We start from the raw sequence: 18,736 nt of genomic DNA, 5'->3' as shown, positions 1-18,736 counted from the left end.
ACCTTAACGCACGGTTTTTGCGATTTTTCGCGATTTTTAACAATACGTTTTTGGTCTTCGTTATTTAAACTAACATGTTTATTTTAATGTGCGGTATGTACTACGTTAGTGCATCATTTTGTATTACACTTGCGCAACATTTTGGCCTTCTTTGCTACATTTTGCGTTTCTAAACTAGCTATGTGTATCTAGTATTTTATAGAATCATAACCATTGCATATGCAAAGGTTACAAGAATTGTGGTATGCTGTTTTTATGAAGAAAAGTACGCAAGTCTTAGAAGGTCTAGAGCATAAAGCTAAAGTCACTGTTAATATTATCCCTAGCAAAGATTCAAATGTAACCGCTGGGCAAGCATCGCGTATTATCGGCGTTTCTATAGATACTATACGACGTTGGGCAAAACTGGGACTTTTAATATGTGTTAGGGATTCAAACAACAAACGACTTTTCAAAATTTCAGACTTGGAACGTATTAAAAATCGTTATGAAAATCATAGTGAAAATAAAAAATCTCATTTTTTTGTGTTAAAAAACAATAAAACTCGCTTTACGTCAATTGAGTTATTTGCTGGCGCTGGAGGAACTGCACTAGGAATGAGTAACGCTGGTTTTAATCATTTAATGTTAAATGAGGTAGACAAATATGCGTGTGCAACTTTGCGCAAAAATAATCCTGAATGGAATGTTGTAGAAGAAGATATTCACAATATTGATTTTTCTAAATACAGAGGAAAAGTTGACTTATTGCAAGGTGGTGTTCCTTGTCAAGCGTTTTCGTATGCTGGATTGTCTAAAGGATTTGAAGATTCAAGAGGAACACTTTTCTTTGAATTTGCGCGGGCTATTAAACAAGTTAAGCCAAAAGTATTGATGATGGAAAATGTTCGCGGATTGCTTACTCACGATTCTGGAAAAACCATTATGGTTATGCTAAATACTTTGGATAGTTTGGGCTATAAAGTTGCTTTAAAAGTTTTGCGCGCTCAATTTCTTGACGTTGCTCAAAAGCGTGAGCGATTAGTCATAATCGGAGTTAGAAAAGATTTAGATATTCCGATTTTATTCCCTAAAGAAAACAGTGATGTTCTTACATTATGGGATGCAATAGGAGAGTGCCCAAAATCAGAGGGTGCAACGTATCCAGAAAGCAAGAAGAAGGTTTTAGACTTAGTGCCTCCTGGAGGCTATTGGCGTGATCTTCCTTTGGATGTTCAAAAAGATTACATGAAGGGTTCGTTCAATTTGCCAGGCGGAAAAACTGGTATGGCAAGGCGACTCTCGTGGAATGAGCCGTCACTAACTCTCACATGTTCTCCAGCACAAAGGCAAACAGAAAGATGTCATCCAGCTGAAACTAGACCATTAACGGTAAGAGAATATGCTCGCATTCAATCTTTTCCAGATAGTTGGGAATTTGAAGGCAGTATGGCAAGCAAATACAAGCAGATAGGCAATGCTGTTCCTTGCAATCTTGCTTATCATGTTGGTAGAGCAATAATTGCTATGCTAAGTGGCGAAAATAGAGAGTTGTTTAGAGATATTAAGCCTGTTGATTTATCGAATATAACTACCGATGAATTAAAATCTCAAGCCTTATCTATGTTATAATTTTCCAATACAAAATTCGGCATGTTAGCCTGTTTGTTTTGTGAATAGTCAAGGGAGATTTTATGTTTTCAGATATTGAAAGAAAGAATATTTTAAGCCAGATTTCATCTTTTTTTGATAAGCAAGTAATAGAAAATCATGTAAAAAACACCGAAAAACTTGTTGATATAAAGAAGATCAGCTTTAATCCATTCTTAATAGCATATCTTTCTAGATTTGCTTTTGGTGATGCATCGCCGCGTTCAATTGCTAAGGCAATTTTATATCCTAGAGTTCTTGGAACTTCTATTTCTACATCTTTTGGTTCTGCAATACAAAAGTTGAGTTCTCAAGTTTTGAGTGGATTTGCGTCTACAACATCTGGAATAGATATTGAATATAAAGATAGTTTTACAAATCGTCATATTTATTGTCAGTTAAAATCTGGTCCAGAAACAATTAATAAAGATGATGTAAAAACAATATGTGACCATTTTAAAGATTTAGCAAGATTGGCTAAAACAAATGGATCTAAAGATATAAATCCATTAACTGATTGCGTAGTTGGTATTTTGTATGGTTCCAGAGAAGATTTATCGGCGAATTATAAGAGGATTGAAGCTGAAGGTTATACTGTAAAAATTGGCCAAGAATTTTGGGAATCTTTTACTGGAGATAAAGATTTCTACAACGATCTAATAGAAACTATTACAACTGTTAATAACAACAAGATTAATCACGTTTTAGAAAATACTGTAGAAAAATTAGCCAAAAGTATATCGGAAAACAGCAGCATGATTCCTGGAATTGAAATGTAGGCCAATAAAATGTAAGCCAAAAACTACTTTGGCGAAACAGCTAGAGCGCTCGACACACTAGCGTTTACATCTCCCAAATCGCCAACTGGTCGCTTAAACCAGCTAACTTGCGGCAGTGGAGCGTCTATAGGGAATGTGATTACAAGAGTGCCTTCGTGAACGTCAATATGCGCAGGAGTGTCGTTTAGTAACTCGTTGCTTAGGCCTTGAACGGCATCGCCATACATAGTTGCGTGCTGAAGTTGATATTTAAGCCCAATCTCGTTTACATCGCTAGAAACAGGCGTGTGTGAGAATACAGAAACCATTCGGCCTTCGGGGCCGCCTGACGCAGGAAAGTCGAGGGAACCGTTGTGAATTGCTGTAACAATCGTGCCGTCTCCATACAAGAATCCAATTCCGCCTCTAACTGCAAGTCGAACCATAAGCTGAATATTGGAAATCGTGTGATCAACACGGCCGCCTAAGCCGCCAAAAATATGGAATTCTCTAGAGCCTTTAGACCAGCCAACTTTAAGAGCAGAAAGCAAATCTGGGTCATCTTTTTCGGCAGGAAGTCGCGTAATCGCAGCGTCTGTTGGGAGTTTTAATCGCACGGAGTCAAAGTCGCCAATTAGAGCATCAACGTGTAAACCAAGTCTGCACGCATGATCCCAGCCACCATCGGCTGCAATAGTTAAAGCGCGATCAGGAACGTGTTCGCGCGTATGGTCGTAATAATCTCCAGCTGCTAAAACAACGCAGCGCTTCAAAGGCTCCATAGTCATATAATATCGCGCGCGCGGAATTGCGATTATATCGCGTGTTTTGTTGCGGCTTCTTGAGATTTAATGCGACTTGTTTAGTATTTTTGAGCATGTTTGACTATTGTCAAGGCTTCAAGTAGAATAGACATTTGGCTTGAGTAATCAAGAAAGTGGTATATCCCACCTGGAAGCCTAAAGGGTTTCGGGTTCATGACTTCGGTCACGTAGCAATATGCTTGCTATAGCGCTATTCTTGAGCGCATTTGATTGATGTTTGAACTTGAATTTATCTTTGACCTTTTGGTGCGCTGTTCCACTGTTTTAACAAGGATTGGAGTCATCATTAGCGACGAACCACGCATTAACGAAGAGATTCGCGTCTCACAAGTACGCCTTATCGGTCCGAAAGGCGAGCAGGTGGGTGTTATTGCGACCTCGGTAGCGTTGAACCTAGCAAAGGAAGCAAACCTCGATCTTGTAGAGGTTGCGCCTACTGCTAAGCCTCCTGTAGCCAAGCTTATTGACTACGGTAAGTACAAGTACAACGAGAAGATTAAGGCTCGTGAAGCGCGTCGTAATCAAAGTACGGCCGAGATTAAGGAAATTCGTTTCCGACTCAAGATTGACGATCACGATTTCGACGTTAAGAAGGGTCATGTTCTTCGATTCCTAAATGGTGGAGACAAAGTAAAAGTCACCATTATGCTGCGTGGCCGCGAACAGTCGAGGCCTGTAGGCGGAGTTGAGTTATTGCGTAGGCTTGCAGATGAGGTTTCCGAAAGTGGAACCGTGGAGTTTGCCCCTAAGCAAGAGGGTCGTAACATAATAATGACTCTCGCGCCTAAGGGTAAAAAGATTCATACTCAGTCTGAGCAGCGTCGTAGAGGCGCTGAATCGCGCGCAGAGCGTCAAGCTCGTCAAGCAGCACGACTTGCGGCAAAGCAAGGAGCTCAGGCAGCGGCCGATGTGTCCGCAAAAGCTTCTGTAGAATCTGATCAGAATCATAAGGAGGGCAGCAATGCCGAAGATGAAAACTAATTCCGCAGCGTCCAAGCGCGTTCGCCTCACCGGCACTGGTAAGGTAATGCACGATGGTAGCGCAATGCGCCACAACTTGGAGCATAAGTCTGCTCGTAAGCGTCGTGCTTTGTCTGCAGATAAGGTTTTAGCTACAGCACAGAGCAAGAATTTGAAGGGCTTGCTAGCTAAGTAAGTGCAGTAAAACGAAGACGCAATTAAAAATTTTTAAGAAAGCTGAGGAATACTTATGGCACGAGTAAAACGCGCAGTTAATGCTCACAAGAAGCGTCGCGTTGTTCTTGATAGGGCTTCGGGTTATCGCGGTCAGCGTTCCCGCCTTTATCGCAAGGCAAAGGAACAGCTGCTTCACTCATTTACTTATAACTTCCGCGACCGCAAGGCTCGCAAGGGCGACTTCCGCAAGTTGTGGATTCAGCGCATTAACGCTGCTGTTCGCGCAGAAGGAATCACCTACAACCGCTTTATTCAGGGCTTGCGCTTAGCTGGCATCGAATTGGATCGCCGCGCTTTGGCCGAGCTTGCTGTTAGCGATGTTGAAACCTTTAAGGCAATCGTCGAAGCTGCTAAGGCTGCTTTGCCTGCAGATGTTAATGCTCCAGTAGAGGCCTGATTTTAGATTATCGGTTTTATTGAGTGATTTAATCACTTTAAGCATTAAATAGCATTAAATATTAAGTCCGTCTTTTTAGGCGGACTTAATTGTTTTTGTGCATATATTAGATTCATAACCTGGTTTTGTGTTTAATTATTAAGTGCTTAAGTCGTAGGGTGAAACTGTGGCGCGTCTAGCGCATTGCAGAGTAAAATGGAATGCAGTGTGTTTTTTGAAATCTAATTGAAAGAGTCTGATTATGCCAAATATGTTCGGTACCGATGGCGTTAGAGGATTAGCAAATCGCGATTTGACTGCACAATTAGCGTTAGATTTAGGCGATGCTGCCGTCCGTGTTTTAGGAGAAACGCATAGCAGCGATTCAAATAGCGAAGATACAGGGAAGAAAATGCACGCTAGGAGAAGGGCGCTGGTTGGTCGCGATACTCGCGTTTCTGGCGATTTTCTAGCGTCCGCTTTGGCAGCAGGCATGAGTGCAGGCGGATTTGACGTTATAGACGCTGGCATAATCCCAACTCCTGGCGTGGCCTTTTTAACTTCTGTGCTAAACGTAGAGATGGGTGCAGTAATATCTGCTTCGCATAATCCAATGCCAGATAATGGAATCAAGTTCTTTGCGCGTGGCGGTTTTAAGCTTCCAGACAGTAAAGAGGACGAGATTGAAGCAGTTTTAGGCAAGGATTGGCAGCGTCCTACGGGCAGCGGTGTTGGGCGAATCAGTCACGATACCACTACAGCTACGAATCTTTACATTGATCATCTTGTTTCTTCTGTAGCGCCTTTAAGCAGTGAGTCTTCTACTCGTCCTAAGCCTCTTGCAGGTCTTAGAGTAGTGGCAGATTGCGCAAATGGCGCAACATCTGTAGTAGCTCCAGAAGCATTGCGCAGAGCTGGCGCAGAAGTGATTGTTATTAACGCTTCTCCAGATGGATACAACATTAACGATCACGCGGGTTCCACGCATCCCGAGCAGTTGCAAGCTATGGTTAAGGCGTCTAAGGCCGATTTAGGAGTAGCTTTCGACGGAGATGCAGACCGATGCTTGGCTGTAGACGAAAACGGAAACATGGTTAATGGCGACCAAATTATGGGCATTCTTGCGCGTTCTAAGAAGGCCGAAGGCAAGCTGAACCATAATACTCTTGTTGTTACTGTAATGAGCAATCTTGGATTAAAGCTTGCGCTAAAAGACATGGGTATTTCTACTGTTCAAACAAGCGTTGGAGACCGCTACGTTCTAGAAGAGATGCTTAGAGGCGATTATTCTCTTGGCGGAGAGCAGTCTGGGCATGTGATTAATCGCGAGTTTGCAACCACGGGAGATGGCACTCTTACAGCGCTTACGTTGTGCCGCGAAGTTGTGCGCGAAGGCAAGAAGCTTTCGCAAATGGCTGCCGACTTCCCACAACTTCCGCAATGCTTAGTAAATGTGCCGAATGTAGATAAGATGGCGTCTAAGACAAATGCTGCTGTTCTTAATGCTGTAGAGAAGGAAAGTGCGCTTTTGGGAGACACGGGTCGCGTTCTTCTTAGACCAAGCGGAACGGAGCCACTTGTGCGCGTTATGTGCGAAGCTGCAACGCAAGAGCAAGCAGATGAGGTTTGCGCACGACTTGCACAAGTTGTAACGGATAATCTTAAGTTGTAGTTTTCCGCGCTGTACCGCGCGAACGACATTCTCCTTATTCGGTATTGCGCGAGGTTTGAGTATTTCTCTCCTCGCAGGCGCGCCAACCTGCCTTCGAGCTTAGAGCGTAGCGCGAGAAGGCAATTTGGCGCGCTGAGCCGCTCAAACGTAAAGTCCAGTGGACTTTACGTGCGGCGAAGACGTTCGCGCGCTTAGACCGCGCGAACGAAACACTTTTGCGTATAGTTTATGAATGTTAATATTCTAGGGTTTTAGGTTTTAGTACGGCGCTATTTATTGCTCGTAGAGAAATACATCAAACCTTCTGGATATCTAGGACTTTTGCGTGGCTTTCATAGCCGAGATTCTCGATTTTTCTTGCTGCTTCAGCGAATCACCATGAAGGACTGCGAATCGACTTACATGAGCGCTTAAAGCGTAGCGCGCGAATGCACTTCGATTCGCTGAGCTTGCTCAAAGTTGAAAGCACGGTGTGCTTTCAATGCAAGCGAAGACGTTCGCGCGCTGTAACGCGCGAACGAAACGCTTCATCCGCTGCGAAAAATCTCGAATCTCTACCTAGCTTGGCGTAACCTACGTAATGACACGACATGCCTTCGCGCATTTTCTTGTTCGACACGCTGATTAGGACTACAAAAAGCGGATAATCTTGATATACTAGCTCTTTTGGTATTGTTGTTGATATATACGCCATTAGCAATAGTCGAATTTAGATTTATAGATTGCTTTAGAAGTTTTATGAATCGCATGGGTAAAGGAGTCCTATGTTTACGCATCACGCAAGTGTCGATACTAAGCTTAGCCGCGCAGTAGAGCGACTTTTGGATTCTGCTACAGAAGATGGTGTTTTGTCGATTGTTCAAGCAGGGGAGCCTGTTTTAAGGCAGCGCACGGTTGCTTACGATGGTCAGCTTACGCGCGCAACGCTTAACAAGCTTATTTCGCTTATGCACAGCACTATGCTAGACGCTCCAGGTGTTGGTTTGGCTGCGCCGCAAATCGGGCTTGGATTAGCGATTGCGGTTGTAGAAGATCACGTTAGAGACGACGAAGACGACCCTAGAGATATTGCGGAATTGCCATTTAGAGCGATTATTAATCCGCACTATGAGCCAATTGGCACGCAAACGCGCAGTTTTTACGAGGGCTGCTTAAGTGTTGCAGGGTATCAAGCTGTTCGTCAGCGCTGGCTAGACATTCAAGCCACTTGGCAAGACGAGGATGGAAAGCAGCATTCGCAGCGCTTGCACGGTTGGCCAGCGCGAATCTTCCAGCACGAGACGGATCATTTACGCGGTGAGCTTTACATTGATCGCGCAGAAATGCGCTCGCTTTCTAGCGACGAAAACCTTGAGGATTATTGGGCAGATGAGGCAGTTCCTGTAAACGCTGCTAGAACACTCGGATTTGCGATTTAAAATAAAAGACTAATGTAAATTAAAATCCCCCACAAGTTTTCTTGCGGGGGATTTGCTTATCGCTTATCGCGAGTTATTACGCATTGTTACGTAGTTGCTATCAGATGTGGAAGTAAAGCTCGTACTCAAGTGGCGTTGGAGCCAAACGAGCCATGTCCATCTCTTCGTGCTTTAGATTAAGCCAAGTCTCAATCAAGTCGCTAGTAAACACATCTCCTTGCATAAGGAAGTCGTGATCTTCTTCCAAAGCTTGCAAAGCTTCACCAAGCGAAGAAGGAACCTGCTTAATGCCGTCGTGCTCTTCTGGTGGAAGCTCGTAAAGATCTTTATCAACAGGAGCAGGAGGCTCAATGTGGTTCATAATGCCGTCTAAGCCAGCCATAAGCTGAGCAGAGAACGCCAAGAACGGGTTGCAAGAAGGATCTGGCGCGCGGAACTCAATACGCTTAGCAGCAGGAGCTTCTCCAGCAAGAGGAATACGAATAGCTGCAGAACGGTTACGAGCCGAGTAGACCAAGTTTACAGGAGCTTCGTAGCCTGGAACAAGACGGTGGTAAGAGTTAAGCGAAGGATTCGTAAAAGCGAGCACAGAAGACGCGTGCTTAATAAGGCCGCCAATGTACCAACGCGCAATATCGGAAAGCTGAGCATAACCAGTTTCCGCATAGAACAATGGCTTGCCATCCTTCCAAAGCGACTGATGGCAGTGCATACCAGTGCCGTTGTCTCCAGCAATTGGTTTAGGCATAAACGTTGCAGCCTTGCCAGCCAAAGCAGCAGTCTCGTGAACAACGTACTTGTACTTCATTAAGTCGTCGCCAGCGTGAACAAGCGTGTTGTAACGGTAGTTGATTTCCTGCTGACCTGCGCCGCCAACCTCGTGGTGAGAGCGCTCAAGAATCAAACCAACCTTTTGCAAATTGTAAACCATGTCGTCGCGCAAGTCTTGATTGTGATCAACAGGTGGAACAGGGAAGTAGCCGTGCTTTACGCGATTCTTAAAACCAATGTTGTTGCTGCCATCGTCTTCGGTGTCTATGCCAGAATTCCATGGAGCCTCGTTGGAATCCACCTCGTAGAAGGAACGCTGCATATCGTTTGCAAAACGCACCTTGTCGAAAATAAAGAACTCGGCTTCTGGAGCAAAGCTTGCGGTATCGGCAATGCCAGTGGCCTTTAAGTAGGCTTCGGCTTTAATTGCCACTTGGCGAGGATCCCTAGAATAAGGCTCGTCTGTTACAGGATCCACAATCGAAAAAGCAACGTTCAAAGTCTTGTGCTTGCGGAATGGGTCAATGTAAGCGGTGTCTACGTCTGGAATAAGCTTCATATCGGACTCGTTAATAGCCTGGAATCCTTGCATAGAAGAGCCGTCGAAGGCCATTCCATCTGTAAATGCGCTGTTTAAGAACTCGCTTGCAGGCACAGTAAAATGCTGCTGAACGCCAATCAAATCAGTAAATCGAACAGATACGTACTCAATGCCTTCTTGCTTAATCAAAGCCTCGGCATCTTCTTTAGTTTGCAAAGTGGTCATGCCACGATCCTTTCATAAAAATCTCAGTAAATAGTTTAGATTGTTGTATATGATTTTGGATTTCAGCGACTCGACTATCTGGTTACGATTGTGTTACACGCTTTGTTGATTGTGTTACACGCTTTGTAAAGTACAATGGAATTTATGACAAATAAAGAAAACTACGAAAGCCGTATGGATAGCAACGGCACAAGAGCCAAAATCGACTTGGCTTCGATTTTTCCAGCTAAGGGAGATAATCGCAGGCCTCCTGATTGGCTAAGTCGCGCGCTTATGTATGCTGTAATCGCCGCGTTTGTTGCGATTTTTGTTTGGTTTGCGTGGGGAAGTATAGCTTTTATAGTTTTCGACGTTGTAATCTCCATTTTTATAGCTCTTGCAATTGAGCCACTTGTTATGCGCCTTATAAAACACGGTTGGAGTAGGGCTTTTGCGTCTTTGGCAAGCTTGGTTGGGGTGCTTGTGGTTATTATTTTGCTTCTTGTTCTTTTTGGTAATCTTTTTGTGCAACAAGCTGTTTCTATGGTTCTTGGTTTGCCTGATTTATACAACCAATTCGCTCATTTTGTGCTAAATTCTACTGGTTTTAAGATGCCAAATATTGAGCAGCTTGGAATGGAGATTTTGCGCAACATTCAAACATCGTGGGTTGTTGATTTTGGTGGTTTTGCGCTTAATACTACTTGGGGTTTGATGGCCGCTTTGCTTGATTTGCTTACCATTTTGATGGTTACTTATTATATTTCGGCTGCAGGTCCTGCAATGCGTAGAAGCGTGTGCCGCTTGCTGAATCCTAAGTCTCAAAGGCGATTTTTGTTTATATGGTCGGTTGTTCAAGAGCAAATATCGAGCTTCTTGTTCTCGCGCACAATTTTGGCTGCGATTAATGCAACGGGTACTGCGATTTTCCTAATATTTATGAAAGTTCCGTATTGGCTTCCGCTTGCGCTGTTCTGCGGAATTGTTTCGCAATTTGTGCCTACGATTGGTACGTATTTGGGCGGAGCTTTGCCAATTGTGTTTGCTTGGGGTTCCAACGGTTTTGCATCCGCTTTGGCTGTTCTTATTTTTGTTACGATTTATCAGCAGATTGAAAACATGGTGATTTCTCCTAAGATTTCCGAAAAAACTATGGACTTAAATCCTGCTGTAGCATTTTTGTCGGTGTTGGTAATGGGTGCTGTTTTTGGAGCTCTTGGCGCGTTTTTGGCTCTTCCTGTTACTGCCAGCTTGCAAGCTATTCTTAAAGTTTGCACAAAGCAGTATAAGCTTGTTGATTCTCCATTAATGAACGATCCAAAGCCTAATCGAAAGTCGATTATGGTTACGAGTGTTGAAGCGATTGGTAATAGTTTTGTAAAGCCTGTTAAAGACAAGGTTCTTCGAGTTATGAAAGGCTCGTCTTCTAGAGTTTCGATTAATGAAGACATTATGTATTGGTATAAGCAGGCCTATGTTTCTTCTAGTGATTCTAGCCTTTCTTCTAGTGATTCTAGTGATTCTAGTGAAAGTCAAAATTCTCAAGAAGATTCTGGATATATTGCTACTATGGCGATTTCGCGCGATGTTCTAGATGCAGTTAATCGCGATATTGCTAAGAAGCGCGCGGAAAATGCGGATTTGGATAGTGGGCAAGCGGATCGCGAATCGCAAGCAGCTGACGGGTCGCATGCAAATGCTAAAGATAAGTCGCAAGCAACCAATCAAGATAAGGAACAATTAAAGTCAAAAACAAATAAATCTGCTACAATTCCAAACGAAAGTAAAAACAAAAAATCGAACACAAACACGAATCCACGAAGCGGGTGGAATAAATGATTCTTTTGTCTATTTTCGACGTTTTAGTAATCATAATCGGCGTTAGCAGCGTTATTTACCAAGGCGTTTGCGCAGTGGCGTCGCTTGTTGCAAAGCCAGTAGTGTTTCCGAATGCTCCAATGGACAAGCATTACGCGGTTTTAATATCTGCGCGAAATGAGGAAGCTGTAATCGGCAATCTTATAGAGTGCATACAGCATCAAACTTATAATCAACAGCTAATAGATATTTGGCTAGTTGCCGACAATTGCACAGACAGCACGGCGCAAGTTGGAAGAAAGTATGGGTGCAATGTTATAGAGCGATTCGATAAGCAGCATATTGGCAAGGGTTACGCGCTTAGCTACCTTTTGGACCACATAATGGAGCTTGGAAAAGACAAAGATTACGACGCATACTTTGTTTTTGACGCCGACAATAAGCTGGATTTGCACTATTTTGAAGAGATGAATAAGGGATTCCACGCAGGGTATCAGATTTTAACAAGCTACAGAAATTCTGTTAACTTATCGGATAATTGGGTGTCTTCTGGGTCGGCATTGTGGTTTATACGCGAATCGCGATTTACTAACAATTCGCGCATGCTTTTTGGATCTAGCTGCCATGCAGGCGGAACGGGATTCATGTTTTCGCGTGAGATTATGCACAGAAATCGTGGGTGGAAGTTCCACCTGCTTACCGAAGATCTTGAGTTTACAATGGACTCGATTTTGCACGGCGACAAAGTGGGTTATTGCGGGTCGGCGGTTCTTTACGACGAGCAGCCCGTATCGTTTAGGCAAAGCTGGAGGCAAAGGCTGCGCTGGAGTAAGGGCTTCTTGCAAGTGTTTAGATATTACGGAGCGGCTCTTATACGCAATGGAATTCGCGAACGCGATTTTTCGTCGGTTGATTTTACGCTTATGCTTTGCCCGTTTATGGTGCTTGCGATTATTCGCCTTATACTCGGATTTATCTTTGCAGCATTTGGATTTGTTACGTGGGCAAGTCAGATTGATTCAACGCTTAGCTTTATAACAACTACTGTTACAAGCGTTTTGGGCATGATGGTGTTTGTTTCGCTTACTATTCTTGTAGAACACGATAAGCTTGGAGCCACTAACAAAGAGCTTTTTGCGTACGTTCTTAGCTTCCCGATTTTTATGCTTTCGTATGTGCCGATTGCGTTCCAAGCTGTGTTCTCTAAGAGCGAGTGGAAGCCGATTCATCACACGGGGCGGTAGTTTTGCTGCGTTCTGCGCGAACGACATGACCTGCCTCGTAGTGTGTTTATACGCAATATATGAGATAATAGAATCCTTGGTGTAAACGTGCGATTGCGCAATTAATGTGGCGCAATACGTGCGTTTATCTGTATGTTGCGAGGTTTATATGGTGGATTCTGTTCCTTCTGCAAATGTGTCTGGCAGTGTTCCAGTTTTTGGCGTAAACACTTATTCGAGTGATAGTAGTGCAGAAGTTCCAGCTGTTTCTATTCGCGGATTTGTTAAGACTTTTGGCAAGAAAGTTGCTGTAGATAATCTTTCGCTAGATATTCCAGCAGGATCCTTCTATGGATTAGTAGGCCCTAATGGTGCTGGCAAAACTACTACGATTAAAATGCTTACGGGCTTGCTTATGCCAGATGCTGGCTCGGCTTCGATTTTTGGCAACGATGTTTGGAGTGACGTAAATAGCGCTAAGCGCGCAATCGGTTTAATGCCTCAAGCAGACGAGATTTTTAAGACAATTACTGGCCTTCAGCTTTTAACATATGCTGGCATGCTTCGCGATATGAGTCGCGCGGAATCTGTAAAGCGCGCGAACGACTTGCTTTCTGCTTTCGACTTAACAGAAGCTGCAAACACTATGGTTTCGGACTATTCAACTGGTATGACTAAGAAGATTTGCCTTGCAACAGCTATGATTCACAGCCCTCGCGTGCTTGTGTTGGACGAGCCTTTTGAGGCAGTGGATCCTGTTTCTAGCGCAAATTTGAAGGATATTCTCGCCGAGTATGTTTCTACTGGCGGAACGGTGATTATTTCTTCGCACGTTATGGAATTGGTTGAAAAAATGTGCTCGCACGTGGCAATCATTAACGAAGGTCATGTTGCGGCTGCTGGCTCTCTTGAAGAAGTTGCTCAAGGCAAGAATCTTGAAGATCGCTTTATGGAGCTTGTTGGCGGACGTCACGCTGCTGCACGCATCGACTGGCTTAATGGCGGTAAATCTGATAACGATCCTGCATCTTCCACCAATTTCAACGCTTAAAAAGGAGAACCGTAATGTCTATGATTTTTACCATGGTTCGCCTTCGCTGGGCGCTTACTTTTTCTGTTATGCGAAAGTCAATTTGGCAAAAAATTGGCTTTGCTATAGCAATTGTTTTTGGACTTGCGCTTATATGCGCTCTTGGTTTTGCGGGCTGGGAAACTGGCAAGTACATTAATCCAGGAATGCTTGCAGATACTAAAAATTGGCAGGAATTCCAATTGGCTCCAATAATGGTTGCGTCGATTGTGTCAATTTTTACGCTGTTTATAAACGTGTTTATGTTTGGCAGCGACACAACACTAAAATCGCGTAGTTTTGCGCTTTACGGCATTCCTTACGTAAAGCAGCAAGCTGGCATGCTTCTTGGCTCTCTTTTTGGAGCGCTTTCAGTAAGCTGCACAATCGCGCTTGCTTTGTGGTCTTTAGCGTACCGAAACTTTGGAATTGTGCCAGTTTTAGTAAGCGTAATCGCGGCTCCGCTTTATGTTGCAACAATCGTGTCTTTAAGCAAAATGCTTATTGAGCTTTTGGATACTATTTTAATAAACAAGCATTCAAGAAACATTTTTTACTTTGCTATTTTCGTAGCGTACATGATTTTTGTTGCCACTGTGAATATTGGTAACAAAAATCCAAGCGGAATTGTGCTTGGCTCAAGTTTCTGCGCTGTTTCCGCTTTTACGCCGTTAAGTGCGTCTATGGCTTTGCCTCTTGACGCCATTAATGGCAATTGGCTTGCACTTGTTATTCGCTTCCTTATTTGCGTTGTAACGATTGCTGCTTGCTTTGCAATCTCTGTATTTTGTGCAAAATTAGAGCCGAAGTTGCTTCGTGGTGAGCAAAAAACAGTTGTTAAAACTAAGGGAATCGGCTTGTTTGCAGCAGTTCCAGACAACACAGTTGGTGCGATTATTGCGCGAATTATTAGCGTTATGAGAAGAGATATGCGTCAACTATTTTTGCTTATTGCGCCGCTTTTTATGCTGGTAGTTGCAGGAGGAACTAGTTTTAACGCTAAAGGATTTGGTTCTATAGCACAGGACATAGGCGTTTCTGGATGGATGATATATGCTGCGACGCTTATGGGAATGGTTGTTGGAAACAATATTGCATACGATGGAACAGCTTTTACTATGCATGCGATTATTGGAGTAAAAGGTTTGCACGATCGTTTAGCGCACGCAATAGTTTGGTCCGTGATTTGCGCTGTGTACTTTGCAATTCTTGGAATAGGGGTTTACGCTTTCCTTTTCTTTGTAGCAAATGTCCAGCAAAATATGAATGCAGTTATGTTCCAAACTCTTTCTCCAATCGGAGTAGCTTTTGCTACCATAGGCATTGGCTTAATTTCTTCGTGCATTGCAATGTACCCTGTATCGTCAATTGAAAAGCCATTCTCTAGGCCGCAAGGTTCTGCTGGCGGGCGAAGTTTTGCAGCTATCGGCTTTATGCTTCTTTCTGTAGTTTGCATGATTCCTTCGGTTGCGGCTGTGATTGCGTTTATTATTCTTGCGCCGCAACTGCTGTGGATTGCATGCATTCTGTTCGTAGTGAACGGCGCAATTGTGTTGGCTGTTGGCGTAATTATTGGCGGCAAAGTAATGGATAAGCGCATGATTCGTATTGTAGAAAACTTGCGCAGATTTGCCTCGATTACTGCTTGAGTATTAATGCGCACGTAAGATCTGCGATTTATGTGTGCAAGCGTATAGCTTATGTAGACTTTATGTAGTTCTTATATAATTCTTATGTAGTTCTTATATAGTTCTTATATAGTCTACATGGCTTGTATAGTTATACAGAGTTGCAATTAATCGGTAAAACAGGCGGCGTGCGCATGCAAGACGGTGAAAACGTTAAGAATCCAGATAATATAATCGAGATTCCAGAAGATGCTTTTACGTCTAAAGAATCAAGAGAAAAAGCTGGATTTACGTCTAGCTTAGGCGCGCAAAAGCCGCCAAAGTCACGTAATCGCGCTGTTGTGTGCTTAATCGCAGCTGCAAGCGTTCTATCACTAATGTGCGGATACATTCTGTTCGATAGCAAAGATCTTTTGCAAAATCGCGATTTTATTCAGTCGCGAATGGCAATTAAAAACAATAAATCTTTGCAAGAGTTAAGCAGTCCAAAACCTAAGAAAATAGCGCATTACGCGTCTTTAATAAAGCAATTAGATAAAAACAAGCCAGTTGACAAAGCTGCTGCGGAAAAGGTTTTGCAAACATTCCTTGATTACCCAGATCTTGGGCCAAATGCGGCGGCTGTTATAGCGGATGCAAACGGGAAGATTATTGCTGCAAAAAACGAAGATCTTGCTTTGCAACCAGCGTCTACAATGAAAACGCTTACAGCTCTAGCGGCCTCGCATACTTTAGATATGGCTTCAACGCTAGACACGCTGGTTTATGCAAGCTGCGACGAAGGTGGGAGTGTTGCGCGAATTGTTTTGCGCGGCGGTGGAGACATGCTGCTTGGGGCTGGGCAAAGCGACCCGAATCACGTAAACGGTAGAGCTGGCTTAGAAACTCTTGCAAATAAAACGGCTGCCGCTCTTAAAAAGCGGGGCGTTAAGATTGTTCAGTTTGCTGTTGACGATTCGCTGTTTGGTGCAAAAAGATATCCTGAGCTTATTAACGAGAACGACGAAGAAGGCCGATTCTACGCTCCAACTTCGTCTGTTGCAGTGGATGAGGGGCGTAATCGCGATTTTGCGGCGTGGGTTTCGTACGGAAACGACGCGGACGATACCGACGATTATCCGCTTTTAGATAGGCATCCTGCTGTTAGTACGGGTTTGATTTTTGCAAATTTGTTGCAAAAATATGGCATTGACGTTCGCGAATGGAAGGGCGATTCTGCAAAAATCACTAAGGCAGCTAAAATTTCTGGCGCAGACTCCATGCATGTTAGCTACAAAAAATCGCTTATTTCCGCCGATTTTAGCCAGATTGCGCGCGTTTGTTCTGCTCCGCTAAGCGAGATAATGGCGTATATGCTTAGGCATTCCGACAATTCCCTTGCGGAAGAGTTCGGGCGTTTAACTGCGCTCGCTATGCGTAAGCCAAATTCTCCAAAGGGTGCAACTTTGGCTGTGCAAGATGTTTTGCGTGATTTAGGTATTGATATAAACGGATTGCATATGTCGGATTGCTCGGGACTTTCGCCTAAATCCGCTGTTCGTGCGATTACTTTGATTCAGGTTCAAGCGCAAAATCTTCAGGAGGGGATTGGTGCTGCTGCAGCAGAAGGTTTGGCCTTGCCAGGCGTTTGGTGTACTTCTGCTAAAAAGCGTCTTGTTGATAAGTCGGCCGCTGGATTGATGCGTGTTAAAACTGGATTTTTGGGTGATGTTTCGTCTATGGTTGGCAACGTTTCTAGAAAGTCGGGAGGCGCGCTAACTTTTGCGGTTGTTGTTAATCCGCCTGGAGATGTTAACTACACTTATGTTGGCATTAATAAGATGATGGCAGAGCTTACCAATCTTTAGTAGCGTTCACAAATCGTTATGGTATGTGATTTTCTGCTTGCTTCATATCCTCCTGGAAGCGCAATCGGCTTTTGACCATGCCAGTTTGTTATTAACTCGTCGATTGATTCTATATGATTTGACGAAAAGCGTATTCCAGCAGCACTTAGCGCGCGAGCTACGATTCGCCGCCTAATCGAGATGTGGCTATTTTCTAGAGTCGCAAGTTTGATTTTGACTTTGCAATCCTCTTTTACAATCGCCTCTTTTTCTACAAGATTTACTTGCGAGTTTATGTAGTCTAGGTCGTCTTGAGCAAATTTCGCTCCTTTTGCAAGCAACAAAGTCATATCTGATTCAAAAAATCGCGAAATATACGGCATAAGTGTATGCCTGATTCTAGAGCGCAGCGGGTAGGATTTTGGCAGCTCAACATCGATTGGCGATGAATCGCCGTTTGTTGGATCGTCCCACCATTCAACGCCCAAATCCTTGCAAATCTGCGTGGTTTCAAGTCGCATAAGATTAATTAGCGGCCGAGCAAATAGCACATTCTCCCTAACTGTAACGTCTTTCATTCCAGCCACGGCCTCCAAGCCAGCAGAATCGCGCAATCCCATTAAAACCGTTTCTGCTTGGTCGTTTGCTGTGTGTGCTAAAAGAACCGCCGCCGCGCGCAAATCTTTTGCAACTTCAATAATCGCAGCGTATCTAGCATCTCTGGCTGCGCTTTCTTCTCCCTCTTCGTTATCTTTAACTTGAACGGATTTAACAAATACAAGCGACTCGTCTACTCCAAGTTTTGCAACGGTTTTAGCTGCATTAAACGCCACTTTGTCGGAGTCTTTTTGAAGATTATGATTTACGATTATTGCAGCGCATCGAATCCCTCTGCTTGCGCACACTTTTGATGCAAGCGCCGTTAGCGCAAGTGAATCGCGACCGCCAGAGCAGGCGACCAACACAATCGGAGCGGATGGCAAAGTTGCATGCTCGCCGTGTTGCAAGAATTGCGGGTCTTGCACGTTTAACCCTATGTTATTAAAGCAACGTTTTACTTGGCCGATTCCTTTGCGCCAACAAGATGAGTACACCATGCTTATAGTCTAAATCCTAATGCGTAAGTTGTAACACGTCCGTCATTCTCTTATGCAATCATAGTTAGCATGCAAGTTGCAGATATAAGAGATGATATTGATTACGAATTAATCAGCCACGAAGAGCTTATGAAGCGCATTCGCGAGGTTGCCGCTCAAGTTAGCAAAGACTACCAAAACCGCGATATTTTGCTTGTTGCCGTGCTTAAGGGCGCTGTAAACACGCTTGCTGTTTTCTCGCAAGAGCTTAGCCTTAACGTTCCGATGGACTTTATGAGTCTTTCTAGCTACGGCAGTGGCACTAAGACCAGCGGCCAAATTACGGTTCGCGAGGACTTAACTACAGATGTTCGCGGCCGAGATGTGCTGATTGTAGAAGATATTGTTGATTCGGGCAAGACTCTGGACTGGCTTGTTAGGGAGCTTAAGGGCAGGGGAGCCGCAAGTGTAAAGGTGTTTGCGCTTTTAACAAAGCCAGCTCGCCGAGAAGTGGAAGTAGATATTGCGTACACTGGTTTTGAGATTCCAGACGCGTTTGTGGTCGGTTTTGGCATGGACTACGACGAAAAGTACAGGAATCTTAATTCTATTGCGGTTCTTAAGCCTTCTGTGTATGAGTCTTGATTAGATGGTTGCAATTGAGTAATCTTGATTGATTACATGCTATTTATTTAGCGATTAATTA

The 18,736-nt window shown here is 43.8% G+C and carries 16 protein-coding genes; 13 read left to right on the top strand and 3 right to left on the bottom strand.

All coding sequences use genetic code 11. The features are described from left to right. The first annotated feature begins 219 nt into the window (after positions 1-219). On the top strand, positions 220-1,611 hold the full coding sequence (gene dcm / locus NYP69_RS03495; protein WP_018637527.1) for a DNA (cytosine-5-)-methyltransferase: 1,392 nt from the start codon (positions 220-222) through the stop codon (positions 1,609-1,611). 62 nt (positions 1,612-1,673) lie between these two features. Then, positions 1,674-2,408, top strand: a complete 735-nt coding sequence (locus NYP69_RS03490; RefSeq protein WP_004132714.1) for a PmeII family type II restriction endonuclease — start codon at positions 1,674-1,676, stop codon at positions 2,406-2,408. A gap of 23 nt (positions 2,409-2,431) precedes the next feature. On the opposite strand, the gene NYP69_RS03485 is transcribed toward NYP69_RS03490, so the two are convergent. Then, complete coding sequence (locus NYP69_RS03485) at positions 2,432-3,169, bottom strand: thiamine diphosphokinase (protein ID WP_116689845.1); 738 nt, start codon at positions 3,167-3,169, stop codon at positions 2,432-2,434. Between the two features lie 255 nt (positions 3,170-3,424). On the opposite strand from NYP69_RS03485, the gene infC reads away from it, so the two are divergent. From infC to NYP69_RS03460, 5 genes are all read left to right on the top strand, one after another. After that, positions 3,425-4,192, top strand: coding sequence for a translation initiation factor IF-3 (gene infC / locus NYP69_RS03480; protein WP_016636400.1), 768 nt, complete (start codon positions 3,425-3,427; stop codon positions 4,190-4,192). Next, the gene (gene rpmI, locus NYP69_RS03475; protein WP_004112988.1) at positions 4,173-4,367 is read left to right on the top strand and encodes a 50S ribosomal protein L35; all 195 of its coding nucleotides are present in this window, start codon (positions 4,173-4,175) and stop codon (positions 4,365-4,367) included. Before infC ends, rpmI begins: the two co-directional genes overlap by 20 nt. Positions 4,368-4,421: 54 nt before the next feature. Further along, positions 4,422-4,805, top strand: coding sequence for a 50S ribosomal protein L20 (gene rplT / locus NYP69_RS03470; RefSeq protein ID WP_004114536.1), 384 nt, complete (start codon positions 4,422-4,424; stop codon positions 4,803-4,805). Between the two features lie 241 nt (positions 4,806-5,046). Next, on the top strand, positions 5,047-6,456 hold the full coding sequence (gene glmM / locus NYP69_RS03465) for a phosphoglucosamine mutase (RefSeq protein ID WP_101889697.1): 1,410 nt from the start codon (positions 5,047-5,049) through the stop codon (positions 6,454-6,456). A gap of 764 nt (positions 6,457-7,220) precedes the next feature. Continuing rightward, positions 7,221-7,874: a peptide deformylase gene (locus NYP69_RS03460; RefSeq protein WP_004130015.1), complete on the top strand. Its 654-nt coding sequence runs from the start codon at positions 7,221-7,223 to the stop codon at positions 7,872-7,874. A gap of 100 nt (positions 7,875-7,974) precedes the next feature. Here the strand turns inward: NYP69_RS03460 and glnA are convergent, their stop codons facing one another. Further along, positions 7,975-9,411: a type I glutamate--ammonia ligase gene (gene glnA / locus NYP69_RS03455; RefSeq protein ID WP_016819218.1), complete on the bottom strand. Its 1,437-nt coding sequence runs from the start codon at positions 9,409-9,411 to the stop codon at positions 7,975-7,977. Positions 9,412-9,555: 144 nt separating this feature from the next. Between glnA and NYP69_RS03450 the strand changes: the two genes are divergently transcribed. The 5 genes from NYP69_RS03450 (at position 9,556) to NYP69_RS03430 (ending at position 16,975) form a co-directional block, all read left to right on the top strand. Continuing rightward, positions 9,556-11,229 carry an AI-2E family transporter gene (locus NYP69_RS03450; protein ID WP_346284075.1) on the top strand — a complete coding sequence of 558 codons (1,674 nt, stop codon included), beginning with the start codon at positions 9,556-9,558 and terminating at the stop codon, positions 11,227-11,229. Next, positions 11,226-12,452 carry a glycosyltransferase family 2 protein gene (locus NYP69_RS03445; RefSeq protein ID WP_473412925.1) on the top strand — a complete coding sequence of 409 codons (1,227 nt, stop codon included), beginning with the start codon at positions 11,226-11,228 and terminating at the stop codon, positions 12,450-12,452. The genes NYP69_RS03450 and NYP69_RS03445 overlap by 4 nt, the downstream gene beginning before the upstream one ends. Positions 12,453-12,600: 148 nt before the next feature. Continuing rightward, positions 12,601-13,482, top strand: coding sequence for an ABC transporter ATP-binding protein (locus tag NYP69_RS03440; RefSeq protein WP_473410599.1), 882 nt, complete (start codon positions 12,601-12,603; stop codon positions 13,480-13,482). A 14-nt stretch (positions 13,483-13,496) separates the two neighbouring features. After that, the gene (locus tag NYP69_RS03435; RefSeq protein ID WP_032819030.1) at positions 13,497-15,149 is read left to right on the top strand and encodes a hypothetical protein; all 1,653 of its coding nucleotides are present in this window, start codon (positions 13,497-13,499) and stop codon (positions 15,147-15,149) included. A 173-nt stretch (positions 15,150-15,322) separates the two neighbouring features. Continuing rightward, positions 15,323-16,975 carry a D-alanyl-D-alanine carboxypeptidase/D-alanyl-D-alanine-endopeptidase gene (locus tag NYP69_RS03430; protein ID WP_473410598.1) on the top strand — a complete coding sequence of 551 codons (1,653 nt, stop codon included), beginning with the start codon at positions 15,323-15,325 and terminating at the stop codon, positions 16,973-16,975. On the opposite strand, the gene tilS is transcribed toward NYP69_RS03430, so the two are convergent. After that, positions 16,972-18,051, bottom strand: a complete 1,080-nt coding sequence (tilS, locus tag NYP69_RS03425) for a tRNA lysidine(34) synthetase TilS (RefSeq protein WP_101896651.1) — start codon at positions 18,049-18,051, stop codon at positions 16,972-16,974. The genes NYP69_RS03430 and tilS overlap by 4 nt on opposite strands. A 69-nt stretch (positions 18,052-18,120) precedes the next feature. Between tilS and hpt the strand changes: the two genes are divergently transcribed. Further along, complete coding sequence (gene hpt / locus NYP69_RS03420) at positions 18,121-18,675, top strand: hypoxanthine phosphoribosyltransferase (RefSeq protein ID WP_473412924.1); 555 nt, start codon at positions 18,121-18,123, stop codon at positions 18,673-18,675. Positions 18,676-18,736: the final 61 nt, after the last annotated feature.

This window comes from Gardnerella sp. c17Ua_118 (assembly GCF_055804255.1).
The sequence above is the reverse complement of the archived record's forward strand: the minus strand, read 5'-3'. Positions and strand labels throughout refer to the sequence as shown.